Origin of the sequence: Rathayibacter sp. AY1C5 (assembly GCF_002931705.1) — a bacterium.
Lineage (GTDB): Bacteria > Actinomycetota > Actinomycetes > Actinomycetales > Microbacteriaceae > Rathayibacter.
The window spans coordinates 329,423-346,833 of sequence record NZ_PSWD01000001.1 but is presented as its reverse complement, the minus strand read 5'-3'; the positions used below and the strand labels follow the sequence as shown (position 1 = coordinate 346,833).

The following is a 17,411-nucleotide window of genomic DNA, read 5'->3' as shown; positions in this document are numbered from 1 at the left end:
TCGTTCCGCCCCTCCGCCCCGTGAGGAGGTGGGCGCAGCGGAACACCGCGGCACGGACGGTCTCCCGTCTCCTGCCGCGGCGTCCGAGCGAGCCGGGTCAGAGCGGGATGTTGCCGTGCTTCTTCGCGGGCAGGTTGGCGCGCTTGGTGCGCAGCGCACGCAGCGCCTTGATGACGGAGACACGCGTCGCCGAGGGCTCGATCACGCCGTCGAGCTCGCCGCGCTCGGCCGCGAGGAACGGGCTCGCGACGTTGTAGGTGTACTCGTTCGCCAGGCGCGTCCGGACAGCTGCGACGTCCTCGCCGGCCTCCTCCGCCTTGCGGATCTCGTTGCGGTAGAGGATGTTCACCGCGCCCTGGCCGCCCATGACGGCGATCTCGGCGGTCGGCCACGCGAGGTTGATGTCGGCTCCCAGCTGCTTGGACCCCATCACGATGTACGCGCCGCCGTACGCCTTGCGCAGGATGACCGTGACCAGCGGCACGGTCGCCTCGGCGTAGGCGTAGAGCAGCTTCGCGCCGCGGCGGATGACGCCGGTCCACTCCTGGTCGGTGCCGGGCAGGTAGCCCGGGACGTCGACCAGGGTCAGGATCGGCAGCGAGAACGCGTCGCAGAAGCGGACGAAGCGGGACGCCTTCTCGCCCGCCTCGATGTTCAGCGTGCCCGCCATGGCGCTCGGCTGGTTCGCGATGATGCCGACGGAGCGGCCCTCGACGCGGCCGAAGCCGATCACGATGTTCGGCGCGAACAGCGGCTGCACCTCGAGGAAGTCGCCCTCGTCGACGATGTGCTCGATGACGGCGCGCATATCGTACGGCTGGTTCGGGCTGTCCGGGATGACCGTGTCGAGGAAGCGGTCCGCGTCGGTCGTCTCGAGGTCGACCTCGGTCTCGAAGACGGGGACAGGCGACAGGTTGTTGTCCGGGAGGAAGGAGAGGAGCGTCCGCGCGTAGTCGAGCGCGTCGTTCTCGTCGCTCGCGAGGTAGTGCGAGACGCCCGAGATCTTGTTGTGGGTCAGCGCACCGCCGAGCTCCTCCATGCCGACGTCCTCGCCGGTGACGGTCTTGATCACGTCGGGCCCGGTGACGAACATCTGGCTGGTCTTGTCGACCATGATCACGAAGTCGGTCAGGGCGGGGGAGTAGACCGCGCCTCCCGCGGCCGGGCCGCAGATGATCGAGATCTGGGGGATCACGCCGCTCGCCGCGGTGTTGCGGCGGAAGATCTCGCCGTACTTGCCGAGGGCGACCACGCCCTCCTGGATCCGTGCTCCGCCGGAGTCGAGGATGCCGATGATCGGGACGCCGGTCTTCAGGGCGAGGTCCATCACCTTGATGATCTTCTCGCCGGCCACCTCGCCGAGCGAGCCGCCGAAGATCGTGAAGTCCTGCGAGTACACGGCGACCTGGCGGCCGTGGATGGTGCCGGTCCCGGTGACGACGGCGTCGCCGTAGGGGCGCTTCTTCTCCATGCCGAACGCGTGGGTGCGGTGGCGCACGAACTCGTCCAGCTCGACGAACGAGCCCGGGTCGAGGAGGGTGTCGATCCGCTCCCGTGCGGTCATCTTGCCCTTGGCGTGCTGCTTCTCGATCGCCGCCTCGCCACTGGCCGTGACGGCCTCGTGGTAGCGGTTCCTGAGGTCCGCGATCTTCCCCGCGGTCGTGTACAGATCGGGCGCGGGACGTTCGGTGTTCGCGGTCACCCGCTCACCCTACCGGCGGGGCGGACGCCTCCTCTTGTCGCACTCGCACAGGGAGGGCCGCTCCCGACGGGAGGATCCGGACAAGGGCGGGCCGTCGCGCGCGGCGCTCGGAGCGGCCTCGCGGGAGCCGCCGCTACCGTGGCGGCATGCTCCTCCCGCTCTCCTCCGCCGTCTCCCCCCGCGTCCTCGCGCTCGAGTCGGCGGGGTCGACGAACGACGAGCTCCGCGAGCGGGCGGCCGCCGACCCCGCCGCGTGGCCGCACCTCTCCGTCGTCGCCACCGGCGACCAGCGAGCCGGGCGCGGCCGGCTGGGGCGCGTCTGGCAGGCGCCCGCGGGCCGCACGCTCGCGGCCTCGACTCTGGTCGATGCCTCCGCCCTCGGCGCCGAGGCCTCCGGCTGGCTGCCGCTCGTGGCCGGCGCCGCTCTCGCCCGGGCCCTCGCACCCCTCGTCGACGGGGACGTCGTCGTCAAGTGGCCCAACGACGTCCTGATCGACGGCCGGAAGGTCGCGGGGGTCCTCGCCGAGCGCCTGCCGGACGGGCGGGTCGTCGTCGGCACCGGCGTGAACCTGCTGCTGACGGAGGCGGAGCTGCCGGTCCCGACCGCCACCTCGCTCGCCCTCGCCGGAGCGCGGACGACGAGCGCCGACGAGGTGCTCGCCGCGTTCCTGACCGGGTTCCAGGGTCTGCTGGCTCCGCTGCTCGCCCAGGGCGACCCCCAGGCCTCCGGAGCGGCCGCCGCCGTCCGCGCCTCCTGCGGCACCCTCGGAACGCGCGTCCGGCTCGAGCTGCCCGACGGCACGCAGGAGGAGGGGACCGCCGCCGCACTCGCCCCGGACGGCTCCCTCCTGCTCGAGCAGGGCGGCGCGCTGCGCTCGTTCACGGCCGGCGACGTCACGCATCTGCGCTCCTGATGGCCAGGACCGACCCCGCCGACCGCGAGCTGGCGCGGCTGACCCCGCGCGCCCGCCGGGCGGTCGCACCGGTCGTCGGTCTCCTCCTGCTCACCTGGACGGGCTTCTACTTCGCCGCGCAGTTCGAGCTCGCCCTGCAGCGCTGGATCATCGGGCTCGGCACCGCACTTCTGGTGCTTCTCCTCTGCGCTCCCGGGATCGCGGGCTGGGCGAGCGTGCGCTACCGCGTCACCGCCTCCGGCCTCAGCGCGCGCCGGGGCGTGGCGTCGATCCGGCGGGCCGAGGTGGTCTTCGATCGGAGGATGGAGGTCGTGGTCGAGCGCTCCCTCGGCCAGCGCCTCGCCCGGTGCGGGGACGTCCGGATCCTGCAGGCGGGAGCCGAGGTGTTCGTGCTGCGGGACCTGCCGGATCCGGAGCTCACGGCCGACCTGCTGCGGGAGGCGATCGGCGCGGCTCCCGTTCTCGAGCCGGAGTGGCCGCCGCCCGCGTGAGCGCGTCGGGGCCTCGGTAGCATGGAGCCGCCCCGCGCCAGCGGGCGGAGACGGAGGAGCGCCATGCGCGTCGGCGTGATCGGGGGCGGCCAGCTCGCCCGGATGATGATCCCCGCGGCGGTGGAGCTCGGCATCGAGATCGCCGTGCTCGCCGAGAGCGAGGGCGCCCCGGCGGGGCTCGCCGCGACACGGGTCGGCGACTACCGCGACGAGGCGACCCTGCTCGCCTTCGCCGAGACCGTGGACGTGGTGACGTTCGACCACGAGCACGTTCCCCAGCCGATCCTCCGCGAGCTCGTCGCCCGCGGCGTCGCCGTGCACCCCGGCCCCGACGCCCTGCTGTTCGCCCAGGACAAGCTGATGATGCGGCGCCGCCTGACCGAGCTCGGCGTGCCCGTGCCCGAGTGGGCCGAGGTCTCCTCCGCCGAGGAGCTGGGGGCGTTCCTGGCCGAACACGGCGGCAGCGGCGTGGTGAAGACCGCGCGCGGCGGCTACGACGGCAAGGGCGTTCGCGTGGTGCGCGGCGCCCACGAGGCGGACGACTGGTTCACCGCCCTCGCCGAGGACGGCCGGGGCGGCTCGCTCCTGGTCGAGGAGCTGGTGGGCTTCCGCCGCGAGCTCGCGCAGCTCGTCGCCCGGCGTCCCTCCGGCGAGAGCATCCTCTGGCCGGTGGTGGAGTCGGTGCAGCGCGACGGCGTCTGCGCCGAGGTGATCGCTCCGGCCCCCGCGTCCGCCGGCCGGCTCGCATCAGCCGCGGCCGAGATCGCGCAGACGATCGCCGACAGCCTCGGGGTCACCGGCGTCCTGGCCGTCGAGCTGTTCGAGACGACGGACGACCGGATCCTGGTCAACGAGCTGGCCATGCGCCCGCACAACAGCGGCCACTGGACGATGGACGGATCGACCACGTCGCAGTTCGAGCAGCACCTGCGCGCGGTCCTCGACCTGCCGCTCGGCGCGACGGGCTGCCGCGATCCGTGGACCGTGATGGTCAACGTGCTCGGCGGCCCGGTGGGGGAGTCGCTGACCGACCGCTATCCGCGGGTGCTCGCCGATCACCCGGGTGTGAAGGTGCACAACTACGGCAAGGAGCCGCGACCGGGCCGCAAGGTCGGGCACGTGAACGCCACCGGCGACGACCTCGACCTCGTGGTCTACGAGGCTCGCGCGGCGGCGGCCGTTCTCACGGACTGACCCGTACGATGGTCGCCGTGACGAGCCTGCCGACCTCCCCGACCCCTGCCGGAGCCCTCTCGTGAGCGCGGACGCGCTCGTGAACGGGCCCGCGCCGCTCGTCGGCGTCGTGATGGGGTCGGACTCGGACTGGTCCGTCATGCAGGCGGCGTCCACCGTCCTCGCCGAGTTCGGCGTGGCGCACGAGGTCCGGGTCGTCTCCGCGCACCGCACCCCGGAGGCGATGATCGCGTACGGCCGCGAGGCCCGCGGCCGCGGCCTGAAGGTCGTCATCGCCGGGGCGGGCGGAGCCGCCCACCTCCCCGGCATGCTCGCCGCCGTGACCTCGCTCCCCGTCGTCGGAGTGCCGGTCCCGCTCGCCCGCCTCGACGGGCTCGACTCCCTCCTCTCGATCGTGCAGATGCCCGCGGGCGTCCCCGTCGCCACCGTCTCCATCGGCGGAGCGCGGAACGCCGGACTGCTCGCGGTGAAGATCCTCGCGACCGCGGACGACGCCCTCTCCGCAGCGCTCGACGCCTTCGCCGCCGACCTCGAGGTGCAGGTCGCCGCGAAGAACGACGCCCTGGTGGCGGGCCTGTGACGGCCGTCGCCCTGCCGCTGCGGCACCCGGACGTCGCCTCCCGCGCCTTCATGACGCGGCGGGCGTGGTGGCTGCTGATCGTCAACCTGCTGGTGCCCGGGTCCGCTCAGGTCCTCGCGGGCAACCGCCGGCTCGGGCGCCTGGGGCTCGGCTTCACCCTCGGGCTCTGGGTCGCCCTCCTGGTCGCGGTGCTCCTCTACTTCGTCTTCCCGACCGGCCTCTACACGCTCGCGACCTTCGACGTCTCGATGCTCGCGCTCCAGGCCGCGCTCGTCGTCTACGGGGTGGTCTGGGCCGTGCTGACGCTCGACACCCTCCGCCTGATCCGCGTCGTCCGGGTGCGCCCGCGGATGCGCGGCGTGCTCGCGTTCGCGACGATCGCGCTGATGGCGATCTCGGTCGGCACCACCGCCTACGGCACCTACCTGCTCGGCGTGACACGGGGGACGCTGTCGTCGATCTTCGGCGGCGGAGCGATCGAGCAGCCGATCGACGGCCGCTACAACGTGATGCTCCTCGGCGGCGACGCGGGAGAGGACCGCGTCGGTCTGCGCCCAGACAGCATCTCGGTGGTCAGCATCGACGCGTCGAGCGGCAAGGCCTCGATCATCGGCGTCTCGCGCGAGTTCGTCGACTTCCCGTTCCCCGAGACCAGCCCGATGCACGAGCTCTACCCCGACGGCTACGACACCGACAACTGCGCCGTCGACGTCTGCAAGCTCAACTCGGTCTACACCGAGGTCGAGCTGAAGCACCCGGAGCTCTACCCTGACGCCGTCGACCACGGCAGCGAGCCCGGCATCGAGGCGATGCGCGACGCGGTCGAGGGCATCCTCGACCTGAGGATCCAGTACTACGCGCTGATCGACATGGAGGGCTTCGCCCAGCTGATCGATGCGCTCGGCGGCATCGACATCGACTACGTGGCCGACGAGCCGCTGCCCCTGGGCGGGCTGCCCGACTCCGACGGCGTGATGCAGGGCGTCAACCAGTGGATCGATCCCGGGCACTGGCACTTCAACGGCGAGCAGGCCCTCGCCTACGCCCGCTCGCGCTACACCACGAGCGACTACGACCGGATGGCGCGCCAGCGGCAGGTGCAGGAGGCGCTGCTCGCCCAGTTCGAGCCGGGCAACGTCCTCGCCAAGTTCCAGGACGTCGCGTCCGCCGGGTCCCAGGTCATCAAGACGGACGTCCCGCAGGGGATGCTCGGCTACTTCGTGCAGCTGGGGCTCAAGACGAAGTCGCAGCCAGTGGATCCGATCGAGCTGGTCCCGCCGGCCGTCGACCCGGAGGACCCGGACTACGACGTCGTGCACTCGCTGGTGAGTGCCGGACTGTCGGGCGACTCCGCGCCGTAGACGGCCGGGTGCCGCACGCCTCAGAGGTCGGCGTGCAGCGCCCAGACCCGCTCGGCGGAGTCGCGCCAGCTGAAGGCGCGGGAGCGGTCGCGGCCGGCCACCGACATCCGCTCGCGCAGACCGGTGTCGGCGAGCACGCTGCTCATGGCGAGGGCGAGGCGGTCCGGGTAGTCCTTCGCGTCGCCGCGCTCGACGGCGACGCCGGCGTCCGCGGCGACCTCCATCAGCGCGGGGTCGTCGGAGTGCACCACCGGCACTCCGAAGTGCATCGCCTCGAGCACGGGCAGGCCGAAGCCCTCGGCGATGCTCGGGTAGACGAAGAGGGTGGCCCGGGAGAGGACGACGGCGAGGTCGGCGTCGCTGAGGACTCCCAGGGCGCGCACGCGCGTCTCGTCGAGGCCCTGCTCGTCGGCGACGGAGGCCACGTCCAGGTCGCCCCAGCCGGTCGGGCCGACCAGGAGCAGCGGGATCGCCGGCGCGGACGCTCCTCCGAAGGCCGCGATCAGCGAGACCAGGCCCTTGCGCGGCTCCAGCGTGCCGACGCTCAGCACGTACTCCGGGGGGAGGCCCAGCGCCGTGGCGCGCTCGTCGGCGTCCTCCGGGACGACCAGGCCGGAGCCGACGGCTCCGCCGATCACGCGCAGTCGATCGCCGAAGTCCATCAGCTGGGAGAGCTGGTGGGCGACGGCGTGGGTGGGGACGACGACGGCGTCCGCGTGCTTGCGGGCGCGCTTCGCCATCGCCCGGTGCCACTTCGCGCCGTGCGGGGTGAGGGTCTCGGGATGCGTCCACGGCACCGTGTCGTGGATCGTGACGGCGATCTGCTCGCCCTCGCTCCCGTCGTGGCTGCGCAGCGGGGCGAAGAGGCTCGGGGCGTGGATCATGCCGCCGCCGGCCGGGATGGCGATCCCGTACTGCCAGGCGCGCGAGAGCTCGCGGCGCCCGAGCGGCAGCCGGTGGATGCGCGCGAGGCCGGGCAGGCGCAGGCGCAGCTCCTCCTCCTTCTCGGGCGGGTGGGCGGAGACGACGGCCTCCACCTCGCAGTCGCGGGGAGCCGTCGCGATCAGCTCGCGGGTGAGCTCCTCGGTGTAGCGGCCGATGCCGCCGGGCACGCGGGCGAGCATCTGGTCGACGACGACGCGGAGAGTGGTGGTCACGGGGTCACCGCCTCGAGGGGTGCGGCGGCGAGCGCGTCCTGCCAGGAGCGCAGCGGCGGCAGGCCCGCCCGGCTCCAGCCGTCGTGTCCGAGGACCGAGTAGGCCGGACGCGGAGCGGGGCGGACGAACGAGCCGCTGTCGGTCGGGCGCAGGCGCTCGGGATCCAGGCCCGCCTTGGCGAAGACGGCACGGGCGAAGCCGAGCCAGGTCGTCTCGCCGGAGCTGGTGCCGTGGTAGACGCCGGCAGGGGCCTCCGCGTCGACCAGCTCGATCAGGCGCGCGGCGAGGTCGGCGGTCCAGGTGGGCTGGCCGTGCTGGTCGTCGACCACGGTCAGCGTCTCGTGCGCGCCCGCCAGTCGCACCATCGTCTTCGCGAAGTTGCCGCCGTGCTCGCCGTAGAGCCAGGCCGTGCGGACGACGTACCCGCGCTCCGGGTTGGCCTCGAGCACCAGGCGCTCGCCCTCGGCCTTCGTGCGGCCGTAGGCCGAGATCGGGTTCCGGGGGTGGTCCTCGGAGTAGGGGGTCGTCGCGGAGCCGTCGAAGACGTAGTCGGTGGAGACCTGCACGAGTGCGGCTCCCGTCTCGGCGGTGGCGAGGGCGAGGTTGCGCGCTCCGACGGCGTTGACGCGGTGCGCCTCCTCCTCGTCGGTCTCGGCGTCGTCGACGCGGGTGTACGCGGCGCAGTTCACCACGGCGTCGTGTCCCGCGACGGCGGCGCGCACGGCGTCGAGGTCGGTCACGTCGAGGTCGGAGCGGCCGAGGGCGGTGCTGGGGCGGGAGCCGAGGGCCGCGCGCAGGTCGGTGCCGAGCATGCCGGAGGCGCCCGTGATGAGGAAGGTCACCTCCTCATCATGCCCGAGCGGTCCGTCGGCCGACGGTCGGCGCTCCGGCACGCCGCCGGGTGGCGCAGAGAGGCGTCGCGGGCCCGTGACACGCCGTCGTTACACTGGCGACCGTGCAGATCCGAGAGCTCGACATCCCCGACGTCTACGAAGTGACTCCGCGCCAGTTCCCCGACGATCGCGGGGTCTTCTACGAGTTCTACCGCTTCGACCGCCTGGCCGAGAAGGTCGGGCACCCGCTCTCGCTCCGGCAGGGCAACACCTCCGTCTCGCGGCGCGGCACCGTCCGCGGCATCCACTTCGCGCAGATCCCGCCGTCGCAGGCCAAGTACGTCTCGTGCTTCTCCGGTGCGGTCTTCGACTACGTGATCGACGTGCGCGTCGGGTCGCCGACCTTCGGGCGCTGGGAGTCGATCCTGCTCGACGACGTCGACCGCCGCTCCGTCTACATCGCCGAGGGGGTCGCGCACGCCTTCGTGGCGCTGACCGAGGGCGCCGTGGTCTCGTACCTCGTGAACGCCACCTTCGACCCGGTGCGGGAGAAGGGGATCGACCCGCTCGACGAGCAGATCGGCCTGCGCTTCCCGGAGGAGGCCGGCGAGCTGCTCCTCTCGCCGAAGGACACCGACGCACCGACGCTGGCCGAGGCCGAGGCGCAGGGCCTGCTGCCGACCTGGGACGAGGCGCGGGCCTTCTACACGGAGCTCGACTCCGCGTCCTGACCGCCGATCCGGTGGGCGGGCCGCCCGGCGCCGGCCAGGCGGCCCGCCCGATCGGAGCGGATCAGCTCTTCGAGCGCAGGCGCATCAGCGCGACCCGGGCGCCCAGCCCGGCGCGGACCGCCGCGCGGATCGGCGCCTGATACCAGGCGCCGTACTTCTGCGCGAGGTAGAGGTAGGCGCTGCGGTGGTGGACCGCGAGCATCCGCGCCGAGGCCAGGCGGGTGGAGTGCCCGCCGAGGTGGGAGACGACCGCGTCGGCGAGGTAGACGTTGGTCCACCCGCGCTGTCCGAGCGAGTCGCCCAGCTGGACGTCCTCGAAGTACATGAAGTAGCGGTCGTCGAACCCGCCGATCTCCTCGAAGGCCGTGCGGCGCACCATCACGCAGGCGCCGGAGAGCCAGCCCGCCTCCATCCGGCCGTGGCGGAGGGTCTCGACCGCGCGCGAGCGCCGGTAGGTCGCCGACCACGGGTTGCCGGGCCAGACGTGGGCGAAGACGGCGTGCCCGACGCCCGTGCCGAGCGAGGGCAGAGCGCGGGCCGAGGGGTAGATCGTGCCGTCGGAGTCGAGGATCCGGGGCCCGATCGAGCCGATCCGGTCGTCCGCCGTCGCCGCGGCGTAGAGGGCGTCGATCGAGCCGGGGAGGAAGACCGTGTCCGGGTTGGTGACCAGGATCCACTCGACCTCGGGCCCGAGGCGGTCGACCGCGTAGTTGACGGCCCGGCCGTAGCCGAGGTTCTGCCCGGTCTCGTGGAACTCGACCTGCGGCAGGCGCTCGACGACGCTGCGGACGGAGTCGTCCGTGGTCAGGTTGTCGACCACCACGATGCGCACGTCGTGCTCCGTCGCCTCCGGCACAGACTCGAGGCACGCGCGGAGGACCTCACCCGAGAAGTGGGTGACGACGACGACCGCGATGGGCAACGTCGAGCGGGCGATGGGAGCCTCCGGGTGGTGCGGCGTCGACGGGAGGAGTGCCCCGTCGGAAGAACTCGACGAGGCTAGCACGCGGCTCGAGCGGTGCCCGGGAGCCTGCGGCCCTCAGCGGACGATGTCGACGGGCTCGGTGCTGACGGCCACGGCGGCGGGGGAGACCGTCTCGATCGCAGGCAGCGCATCGTGCGCCGGACGGCGGAAGACGACGAACTTGTACATGCAGAAGTTCCACACCAGTCCCACGAGGACGGCGACGGCCTTGGCGATGTTGATCGCGAGGAAGGCGTTCTCGCCGGAGCTGGGGAGGAAGAGCAGCGAGTTGCCGAAGCGGGTGTCGAAGAAGACCTCGAAGCCGTAGATGATCGCCGACTGCAGGACCAGCGAGCTGAACCCGGTGACGAGGAAGAACTTCGCGAACGTGGCGACCGAGACCCTGCCCGGGTGGCGGAAGACGAAGAAGTGGTTCAGCGCGTACGAGATCGTGATGCCGACCAGGACGGAGAAGACGTTGGCGACGAGGGTCGGCAGACCGAGCAGGAGCACGAGCGTGTTGAGGATGAGGAAGTCGATCGCCGTGTTGGTGCAGCCCGCGATGAGGAAGCGGACCTTCTGCGATTCGAGGAGTCTCTTCATCTGCGGTGCTCTTTCCCGTCCCCCTCTGGCGTCGATGCCCGACCGTCGGGCTCCGACGGGCGTCCATCGGGGCAGGCGAACAAGGGGTGAACCGCCGTGCACTGTCGTCCATCGTAACCGTGGACCCCAGCCGGGCGGTCGAACAGCCGGTGCCATGTTCCTGAGAGAGTGCGCGGACGGGGCGGCGGGCCGCGGGGCGCGCTCGGAGGCTCGCGAGCACCGCCTCGTTATACTCGCAGGGCTCTCACCGGTCAGCCGGTGCACCGGAAGAACGGATCCTCCCCGCCTCATGCGCTCCCTCGCCGTCGTCGTCCCCACCTACAACGAAGTCGCGAACATCGCGACGGCGCTGCCGCGGGTCGCGCTCGCGGCGTCCCTCAACCCCGACTTCCACGTGACCGTCGCCGTCATCGACGACAGCTCCCCCGACGGCACCGCGGACCGCGCGCGCGAGCTCGCGGCCGAGCTCGGGTCCGACACCTTCGAGGTCCTCGTGCTCTCGCGCGAGAAGAAGGAGGGGCTCGGCGCGGCGTACATCTGGGCCTTCCAGCACCTCCTCGCGGCCGAGCGCCGCTACGACTACCTGCTGCAGATGGACGCCGACCTCTCGCACGACCCGGACTACATCGACGCCTTCCTCCGCGAGGTGCGCGCGGGCGCCGACTTCGTGGTCGCCTCCCGCTACATCGCGGGCGGGGGCACTCCCGACTGGACGCTCGACCGCAAGCTGCTGAGCGGTGGCGGCAACCTCTACACGCGCCTCTTCCTCGGCTCGAAGATCACCGACTGGACCGGCGGCTTCAACCTCTTCAGCGCCGACCTCCTGCGCACCCTCCACCTCGATACGATCCGCGCAGCCGGCTACGGCTTCCAGATCGTGCTCAAGTACCGGGCGCTGCGCCGGGCCCGCGGAGTGAAGGAGATCCCGATCGTCTTCCTCGACCGCACGGTCGGCAACTCCAAGATCCCGAGCGACACCCTCCTGAAGAACCTCCTGCTCGTCCTGGCCATCCGGTTCGGCGGGAAGCACCGGTGACGGCGGGTCCGACGGGATCCCCTCGGACCCGGAGGGCCCTCCTCGAGCTCGCCGCCCTCGCCGTCGTCGTCAGCGGGACCCTGCTCGTGCTCGGATTCATGGTCGGCACGCCGTGGCGGCCGCTGCTCTTCCGCGACGGCGACTCGCTGGCGCTGCCGCTGATCCTGCAGTCCTTCGCCGAGGGCCGCCCCGCGGCGTGGGTGATGACGAGCCAGCTCTTCCTCTTCCCCGAGCTCCCCGTCTTCGGCGTCGCGTGGATGCTGACCGGTGGCGATCCCGCGGCGGCGCTCGCTGTCAACGCCGTGCTCAACGTCGTCCTCCTCTACGGCGTGCTCCGGATGCTCGCGCGACGGCTCGTCGCGGACCGGCACCGCCGGCTGCGGCCCGCCGCCGCGCTCGCCGGCATCGCCGTGCTGCTGGTTCTCTGCCTGACGGAGGGCCGCGCGCTCAACAACGAGGGGGCCCTGGCGACCACCTTCCTCCTCACGACCTACTACTACGGCGCGGTGCTCACAGGCCTCGCCGGGCTCGCCGTCGCCCTGGGCGCGCTGCGCGAGCGCCGTCCGGCCGCGCGTCCGCTGCTCCTGGTCGGAGCGGCCGTCGCCGCGACGACCCTCTCCGATCCGCTCCTCCTCGTGCAGTTCGTCGGCCCCCTGCTGGTGGTCCTCGTCGTGCTGCTGGTGCTCGCTCTCGCTGCTCCCCGAGCGGTGCTGATCGTCGCGGGCACGGTCCTCGGGGCCGCCGCGCTCGGGGCCGCGCTGCGGATCCCGCTCGGCTTCCTGATCGGGACCGACGCCGGCGGGTACCTCCGGCTGCCGCTCGCTGGGACGGCCCTGGACGACCTGATCGTGCAGTTCCTGGTGCTGAAGGCGCCGCTGATCGGCAAGCTCGAGGTGGCGCTGCTGGGTCTGCTGCTGCTGGCGGCCCTCGCCGTCGTCGTGGCCGGTGTCGCCCGCCTGGCGCGGGGAGCCGCCCTCGATGAGGCGGCCCGTGCGCGCTTCGCGGTGTGCGCGTTCCTGCCGGCGCAGACGGCGGTGCTCCTGGTGGTGCAGGTCTTCACCGGCAGCTCGGTCAGCCGCTACCTGATGCCGATCCCGGTGACCGCGACCGTGGTCGTGATCGCCCTGATCGGCGCCGCGGCGGCGCACCGGCGTGCTGCGGGCGCGCGGCTGGCGCCGGTCGTCCGCGTCGTCGCTCCGCTGGCCGCCGCAGGCCTCGTCGTCGCCGCCGTGCCGGCCACAACGGCGGTCGCCTCCGCGGCGGCCGAGGCGCGATCGGACCCGGACACCGACTGCCTGGACCGCTGGATCGACGGCCGCGAGCTCGCGGGCGTCGGCTCGTTCTGGTCCACGCGGCCGCTGGACCTCTACGGGCCGGCCTCGCTGCACGTCCAGCAGGTCAACTTCGACTTCACGGTGCAGCTGTGGATGAACAACCTGAGCGACTACCGCGACCGGCAGTACAGCTTCGTCCTGGCCGACCGCTCGCCCGACTGGGCGGGGCTCGCGCGCGGAACGCTCGGCGCTCCCTCCGATATCGTCGCCTGCGGGGGGTTCGACATCTACGACTACGCGGGCACCGACGGCGAGACCGAGCTGAACCGGATCGTCCAGACCAGCGTGGAGGAGCAGCGCCGTGAGCGCGGCTACTGACGTGCGCGGCCCGCGGACGGCGAGTCGGCGGCGCCGGACGCTCGTCGAGCTCGGATGGGCCCTCGTCGCCGCCCTCGTCCCGGTCGTCGCCGCCGTGCTCGCGCTCGGGATCGGGCCGCAGGACCTGACGGCCCGCTGGACCGTGGGCGGCGACGACCAGATCCTGCACTACACGCTCTTCACCAGTGCCACGCAGGCGTTCCCGTTCGACGGCAACGCAGCGCTCGGCTTCCCCGACGGGTTCAACGCCTTCTTCAGCGCGCAGTTCGACGTCGCCTCCGCCCTCGCCGTGTCGGTCCTGGCCCTCGTGGTGCGCGACGGGACGACGCTCCTGAACGTCTTCTACCTGGGCACGTTCGCGACGGTCGCCGTCACCGGCTACGTGTTCTTCCGCGCCCTCCGCACGCGGCCCTGGGTCGCGGCGTTCTCCGCGGTCCTGCTGTCGCTGCTGCCGTACCACTTCCTCCGGATCGGATTCGGCCACGCGTTCCTCGCCAACTACTGGGCGATCCCGCTCCTGGGCGTGATGGTGCTGATGGTCGCCGGACCGCGCACCGATCCTCTCCGAGCCTGGTCCAAGCGGGGCGCTACGCCGACTATCCGCGTACTGCGCTCCGTCGTCCCGGGAGTCGTGCTCGGGCTCCTGGTGGCGAGCACGGGCGGCTACTACTACGTCTTCGCGGTCCTGGTCCTCGGAGCGACCTGGGCGGTGAGCACGGCCGCCGGGCTCCTCTCCCGCGAGCGGCTGCGCGTGCTCGCGGTCTCGTCGGTGCCGATCCTCGCGCTCGGCGTGTTCGTCGGGCTCTCGCTGCTGCTGCTCTCGCTCGACTTCGGGGAGCGCTACAGCCCGTACTTCACGTCGCGGACCGTGGGGGAGTCGGAGGCCTACGCCGGCAAGCTCGTGCTGCTGGGCCTGCCCTGGTCGGGGACCGGGCTGCCGCAGGGGTACGGCCTGCTGAACACCTACGCGGGCCAGTCCGGCGTGGCGCCGACGACGGAGCCGCCCGGATTCTCGATCCTCGCCAGCGTCGCGCTCCTGATCACGCTCGTGGCGCTTCCGATCACCGCGCTCGGCGGCGGACGGGCGCTCCGTGCGACCGCGGTCGGCCGGTTCTTCTCGGACGCCCGCGTGCGCGTCCTCGCCGTGGCGACACTGGCCGCGCTCCTCTTCTACACGGTGACGGGCCTGGGCGTCGTGGTCTCGCTGGTGGCGGGGCCGACGATCCGTGCGTGGGCGCGGATGTCGATCGTCATCGCGGTCCTCGTCCTCGGCGTGCTCGCGCTCCTGCTCGATCGGATCACGGCCCGTGGCGGTGTCCGGATCCTCGTGGCGGCGCTGCTCGCCGCCGTCGCCGTCATCGATCAGCTGGCCGGAGTATCGGCCGCGGTGCCGATCGCTCCGACCGACGACTCCGAGATGCGCTCGTTCGTGTCGGAGGCCGACGCGCAGCTGGACGACGGCTGCGGAGTGGTGGAGCTCCCCCTGAAGAGCTTCCCCGACAGCGGGCGGATCGGAGCGCTCTCCGACTACGACGAGGCACTGCCCTACCTCGCGACCGAGGAGGGACGCCTCCGCTGGAGCTACGGGGCTGTGGAGGGCACCTACGGCTGGGACGTCTGGGGCGACGTCGACGACCCCGCGGAGTTCGCCGACGCGGTGGCGGGCAGCGGCGCCTGCGCCGTCTACGTGGACACAGCCGGCTACACCGACGACCCCGACGGCTGGCGGGCCTACGTCGAGGCGGCGACGGGGGACGTCGAGCCCGAGGTCGCCTCCGCCTCCGGGCGCTGGCTGCTGTTCACGACCCGGCGCTGATCAGCGGTCGTCGAAGGCCAGCTCGAGCAGGCGCCGGGCGGTGCGGTCCCACCCCGGGATGGGCTCCGGTGCGAGTCGCCGGGGACGGCGCAGCGCCTCTCCGATCGCGGCCGACCACCCGGTGCGGTCCGCCGGGTCGATGAAGACGGCGGCGGACTCCCGCCCGGCGAGCGCGTCGCGGAGGCCGGGGATGTCTGCCGCGAGCACCGGAGTGCCGCAGGCGACGGCCTCGAGGGCGGGCAGGCCGAAGCCCTCGTGCCAGGAGGGCATGGCGACGGCGTCGGCGCCCGTGAGCAGGGCCGGCAGATCCTCGTCGGCGACGTAGAAGGAGGCGAAGCGCACGTCGGCTCCTGCGGCGACCGCGCGGGCGACGGCGGAGTGGACGTCCTCGTTGTCCCAGCCGTCCCCGCCGACCAGGAGCAGGGTGTGGTTCTCCGGCCGCTCGGCCTGCCGGTACGCGTTCACCAGGGTGACGAGGTTCTTGCGGCGCTCGATCGATCCGACGAAGAGCAGGTAGGACCCGAGCCCGTGCTCCGCGCGGACCCGCGCCACCTCCTCCTCGCCGCGGGCATGGAAGAGGTCGGCGTCGATCGTGGTCGGCAGCACGCGGACGCGCGCCGGATCGACGCCCAGAGCGCTCTCGACCTCGGCCGCGGAGGACGGGGTGCCGGTCAGGACCAGGTCGCTGCGCCGGATCCACCGGGGCACGGACCGCGACAGCAGCTCTCGGCGCTCGCGCGGAACGAGCTCGGGCATCACAGCGAAGCAGACGTCGTGCACGAAGGTGATCGAGCGGGAGCGGGCGAGCGGCCAGCTCCGGAAGTTCGGGAAGAAGTAGGCGCCGCGGCCGAGCAGGAGGTCGATCCCCGGCGCGGGCACTCGGGTCAGTGCGCTCCACACCGGCCGGGGCAGCGGCACCGGTCGGACGCGCAGCGTACGGAAGCCGAAGCGCCCGAGCGAGCCCGCTTCGCTCGCCGGGACGACGAGGAGCACCTCGACCTCTGCGGCGGTCGCGTCGGTGTCCAGCGCGTGCAGCAGGCCGAGCAGGACGCGGCCGACCCCGGTCAGGCGCGGCGCCGCGAGGGCGGTCGCGTCGACCAGGAGGCGGCGGCGCCGCGCGGTCACGGCCTGCTGAGGCGGACGGTGGAGTCGATGTCGACGACGCCGTCGTGCACGGAGGCCCGCTCGACCGTGAAGGTCGCGGCGACCGGGATCCGCATGGTCTCGCCCTGCGAGAAGGTGGCCGAGGAGGCGTGCACGGCGTAGTTGCCGGCGCCGAGGTGCAGGTCGGGGAGGGTGAACGTGACCGTCATCTCTCCGTCGACCGCGCTCAGCGGCGTGCCGATGCGCTCCGTGTTCGTCCCGAAGACGCGCTGGCCGAGGGGGGTGTCGATGCCCATGCCGATGTTCCAGTCGTCGACCGGGCGGCTGGTGCGCACCGTGACGTCGAACTCGAGGGTCTCGCCGCTGCGGACGACCGTGCCGCCGTGCTCGATCGATCCGCCGCGCAGTCGGCAGCCCAGGATCTCGATGAGCTGGGGGGCGGGCTCGTCCGCGGCCTCGGCGGCCTCGGCCTCGCGCTCCTGGCGGGCGGCCCGCCGGTCCTCGAAGCTCTCGCGGAGGACCTGGAGTCCCTCGGAGGTCTCGCCGTCGAAGACGACGGTGCCCTTCTCGAGGACGATGGTGCGGTCGCAGAGCTCGCCGACCTGCTCGAGCGAGTGGGTGACCAGCACGATGGTCTTCCCCGCGCGCTGGAAGGCGCGGATGCGGTCCATGCACTTGCGCTGGAACGGCTCGTCGCCGACGGCGAGCACCTCGTCGACCAGCAGCAGGTCGGGATCGGTGTGGATCGCGATAGCGAAGGCGAGCCGCACGTACATGCCCGACGAGTAGAACTTGACCTGGGTGTCGATGAACTCGGCGATCTCGGAGAAGTCGACGATCGAGTCGAACTTGCTGTCCAGCTCGCTGCGCGAGAGTCCGAGGATCGCGCCGTTGAGGTAGACGTTCTCGCGCCCGGTGAGGTCGGGGTGGAAGCCCGCTCCGAGCTCGAGGAGCGCGGCGAGGCGTCCGCGGCGCTCCACGGTGCCGGTCGTCGGCTGCACGATGCCGCCGATGAGCTTGAGGAGCGTGCTCTTGCCCGATCCGTTCGCGCCGATGAGGCCGACGGTCGAGCCCAGTGGGATCTCGAGGTCGACGTCGCGGAGTGCCCAGAACTCGTCGCGGTGCTTGCGCCCGCGGCCGAAGTTGACGATCCGCTCCTTGAACGACTTGTCCTTGCGGATGACGAAGCGCTTGGAGGCGTTGCGCACCCGGACGACGGTCGGGGTGCCGGAGGAGGCGGGCACGGACTCCTGCTTGCTGGTGAGGGTCACGA

Annotated in this window: 16 protein-coding genes; 9 read left to right on the top strand and 7 right to left on the bottom strand. The window is 72.4% G+C overall.

Annotated elements, in window-relative coordinates; all coding sequences use genetic code 11:
* Positions 1-97: 97 nt before the first annotated feature.
* Complete coding sequence (locus C5C57_RS01555) at positions 98-1,702, bottom strand: acyl-CoA carboxylase subunit beta (protein ID WP_104223164.1); 1,605 nt, start codon at positions 1,700-1,702, stop codon at positions 98-100.
* Positions 1,703-1,848: 146 nt separating this feature from the next.
* Between C5C57_RS01555 and C5C57_RS01550 the strand changes: the two genes are divergently transcribed.
* The 5 genes from C5C57_RS01550 to C5C57_RS01530 all read left to right on the top strand — a co-directional run bounded on the left by C5C57_RS01550 (position 1,849) and on the right by C5C57_RS01530 (position 6,242).
* Positions 1,849-2,616 carry a biotin--[acetyl-CoA-carboxylase] ligase gene (locus tag C5C57_RS01550; protein ID WP_104297205.1) on the top strand — a complete coding sequence of 256 codons (768 nt, stop codon included), beginning with the start codon at positions 1,849-1,851 and terminating at the stop codon, positions 2,614-2,616.
* Complete coding sequence (locus C5C57_RS01545) at positions 2,616-3,107, top strand: PH domain-containing protein (RefSeq protein ID WP_104223162.1); 492 nt, start codon at positions 2,616-2,618, stop codon at positions 3,105-3,107. Before C5C57_RS01550 ends, C5C57_RS01545 begins: the two co-directional genes overlap by 1 nt.
* A 63-nt stretch (positions 3,108-3,170) precedes the next feature.
* A complete protein-coding gene (locus tag C5C57_RS01540; RefSeq protein ID WP_104297204.1) occupies positions 3,171-4,301 on the top strand; it encodes a 5-(carboxyamino)imidazole ribonucleotide synthase in 1,131 nt (376 codons plus the stop codon).
* Between the two features lie 112 nt (positions 4,302-4,413).
* Positions 4,414-4,881: a 5-(carboxyamino)imidazole ribonucleotide mutase gene (gene purE, locus C5C57_RS01535; RefSeq protein ID WP_104225651.1), complete on the top strand. Its 468-nt coding sequence runs from the start codon at positions 4,414-4,416 to the stop codon at positions 4,879-4,881.
* On the top strand, positions 4,878-6,242 hold the full coding sequence (locus C5C57_RS01530) for an LCP family protein (RefSeq protein ID WP_258072721.1): 1,365 nt from the start codon (positions 4,878-4,880) through the stop codon (positions 6,240-6,242). The genes purE and C5C57_RS01530 overlap by 4 nt, the downstream gene beginning before the upstream one ends.
* Before the next feature lie 20 nt (positions 6,243-6,262).
* Here the strand turns inward: C5C57_RS01530 and C5C57_RS01525 are convergent, their stop codons facing one another.
* Both C5C57_RS01525 and rfbD read right to left on the bottom strand, forming a co-directional pair.
* Entirely contained in the window at positions 6,263-7,399 is a 1,137-nt protein-coding gene (locus C5C57_RS01525) for a glycosyltransferase family 1 protein (protein ID WP_244229467.1), read from the bottom strand.
* Entirely contained in the window at positions 7,396-8,241 is an 846-nt protein-coding gene (rfbD, locus tag C5C57_RS01520; protein ID WP_104283345.1) for a dTDP-4-dehydrorhamnose reductase, read from the bottom strand. The genes C5C57_RS01525 and rfbD overlap by 4 nt, the downstream gene beginning before the upstream one ends.
* A gap of 113 nt (positions 8,242-8,354) precedes the next feature.
* Here rfbD and C5C57_RS01515 point away from each other — a divergent pair, with 113 nt between their 5' ends.
* A complete protein-coding gene (locus C5C57_RS01515; protein WP_104297203.1) occupies positions 8,355-8,963 on the top strand; it encodes a dTDP-4-dehydrorhamnose 3,5-epimerase family protein in 609 nt (202 codons plus the stop codon).
* Between the two features lie 61 nt (positions 8,964-9,024).
* Here C5C57_RS01515 and C5C57_RS01510 read toward each other — a convergent pair whose 3' ends face one another.
* Positions 9,025-9,885 carry a glycosyltransferase family 2 protein gene (locus tag C5C57_RS01510; protein ID WP_244229466.1) on the bottom strand — a complete coding sequence of 287 codons (861 nt, stop codon included), beginning with the start codon at positions 9,883-9,885 and terminating at the stop codon, positions 9,025-9,027.
* A 117-nt stretch (positions 9,886-10,002) separates the two neighbouring features.
* A complete protein-coding gene (locus C5C57_RS01505; RefSeq protein ID WP_104223158.1) occupies positions 10,003-10,530 on the bottom strand; it encodes a GtrA family protein in 528 nt (175 codons plus the stop codon).
* 289 nt (positions 10,531-10,819) lie between these two features.
* Between C5C57_RS01505 and C5C57_RS01500 the strand changes: the two genes are divergently transcribed.
* From C5C57_RS01500 to C5C57_RS01490, 3 genes are read left to right on the top strand one after another with little or no spacing between them, the layout of a single operon-like run.
* Positions 10,820-11,566, top strand: a complete 747-nt coding sequence (locus C5C57_RS01500; protein ID WP_104297202.1) for a polyprenol monophosphomannose synthase — start codon at positions 10,820-10,822, stop codon at positions 11,564-11,566.
* Complete coding sequence (locus C5C57_RS01495; protein WP_104297201.1) at positions 11,563-13,218, top strand: hypothetical protein; 1,656 nt, start codon at positions 11,563-11,565, stop codon at positions 13,216-13,218. The genes C5C57_RS01500 and C5C57_RS01495 overlap by 4 nt, the downstream gene beginning before the upstream one ends.
* Complete coding sequence (locus tag C5C57_RS01490) at positions 13,202-15,034, top strand: hypothetical protein (protein ID WP_146082326.1); 1,833 nt, start codon at positions 13,202-13,204, stop codon at positions 15,032-15,034. The genes C5C57_RS01495 and C5C57_RS01490 overlap by 17 nt, the downstream gene beginning before the upstream one ends.
* Here C5C57_RS01490 and C5C57_RS01485 read toward each other — a convergent pair whose 3' ends face one another.
* A complete protein-coding gene (locus tag C5C57_RS01485) occupies positions 15,035-16,159 on the bottom strand; it encodes a glycosyltransferase family 1 protein (protein WP_104246675.1) in 1,125 nt (374 codons plus the stop codon).
* Positions 16,156-17,409 (bottom strand): ABC transporter ATP-binding protein, encoded by a 1,254-nt coding sequence (locus C5C57_RS01480; RefSeq protein ID WP_244229465.1) that lies wholly within the window; start codon positions 17,407-17,409, stop codon positions 16,156-16,158. The genes C5C57_RS01485 and C5C57_RS01480 overlap by 4 nt, the downstream gene beginning before the upstream one ends.
* Positions 17,410-17,411 lie beyond the last annotated feature (2 nt).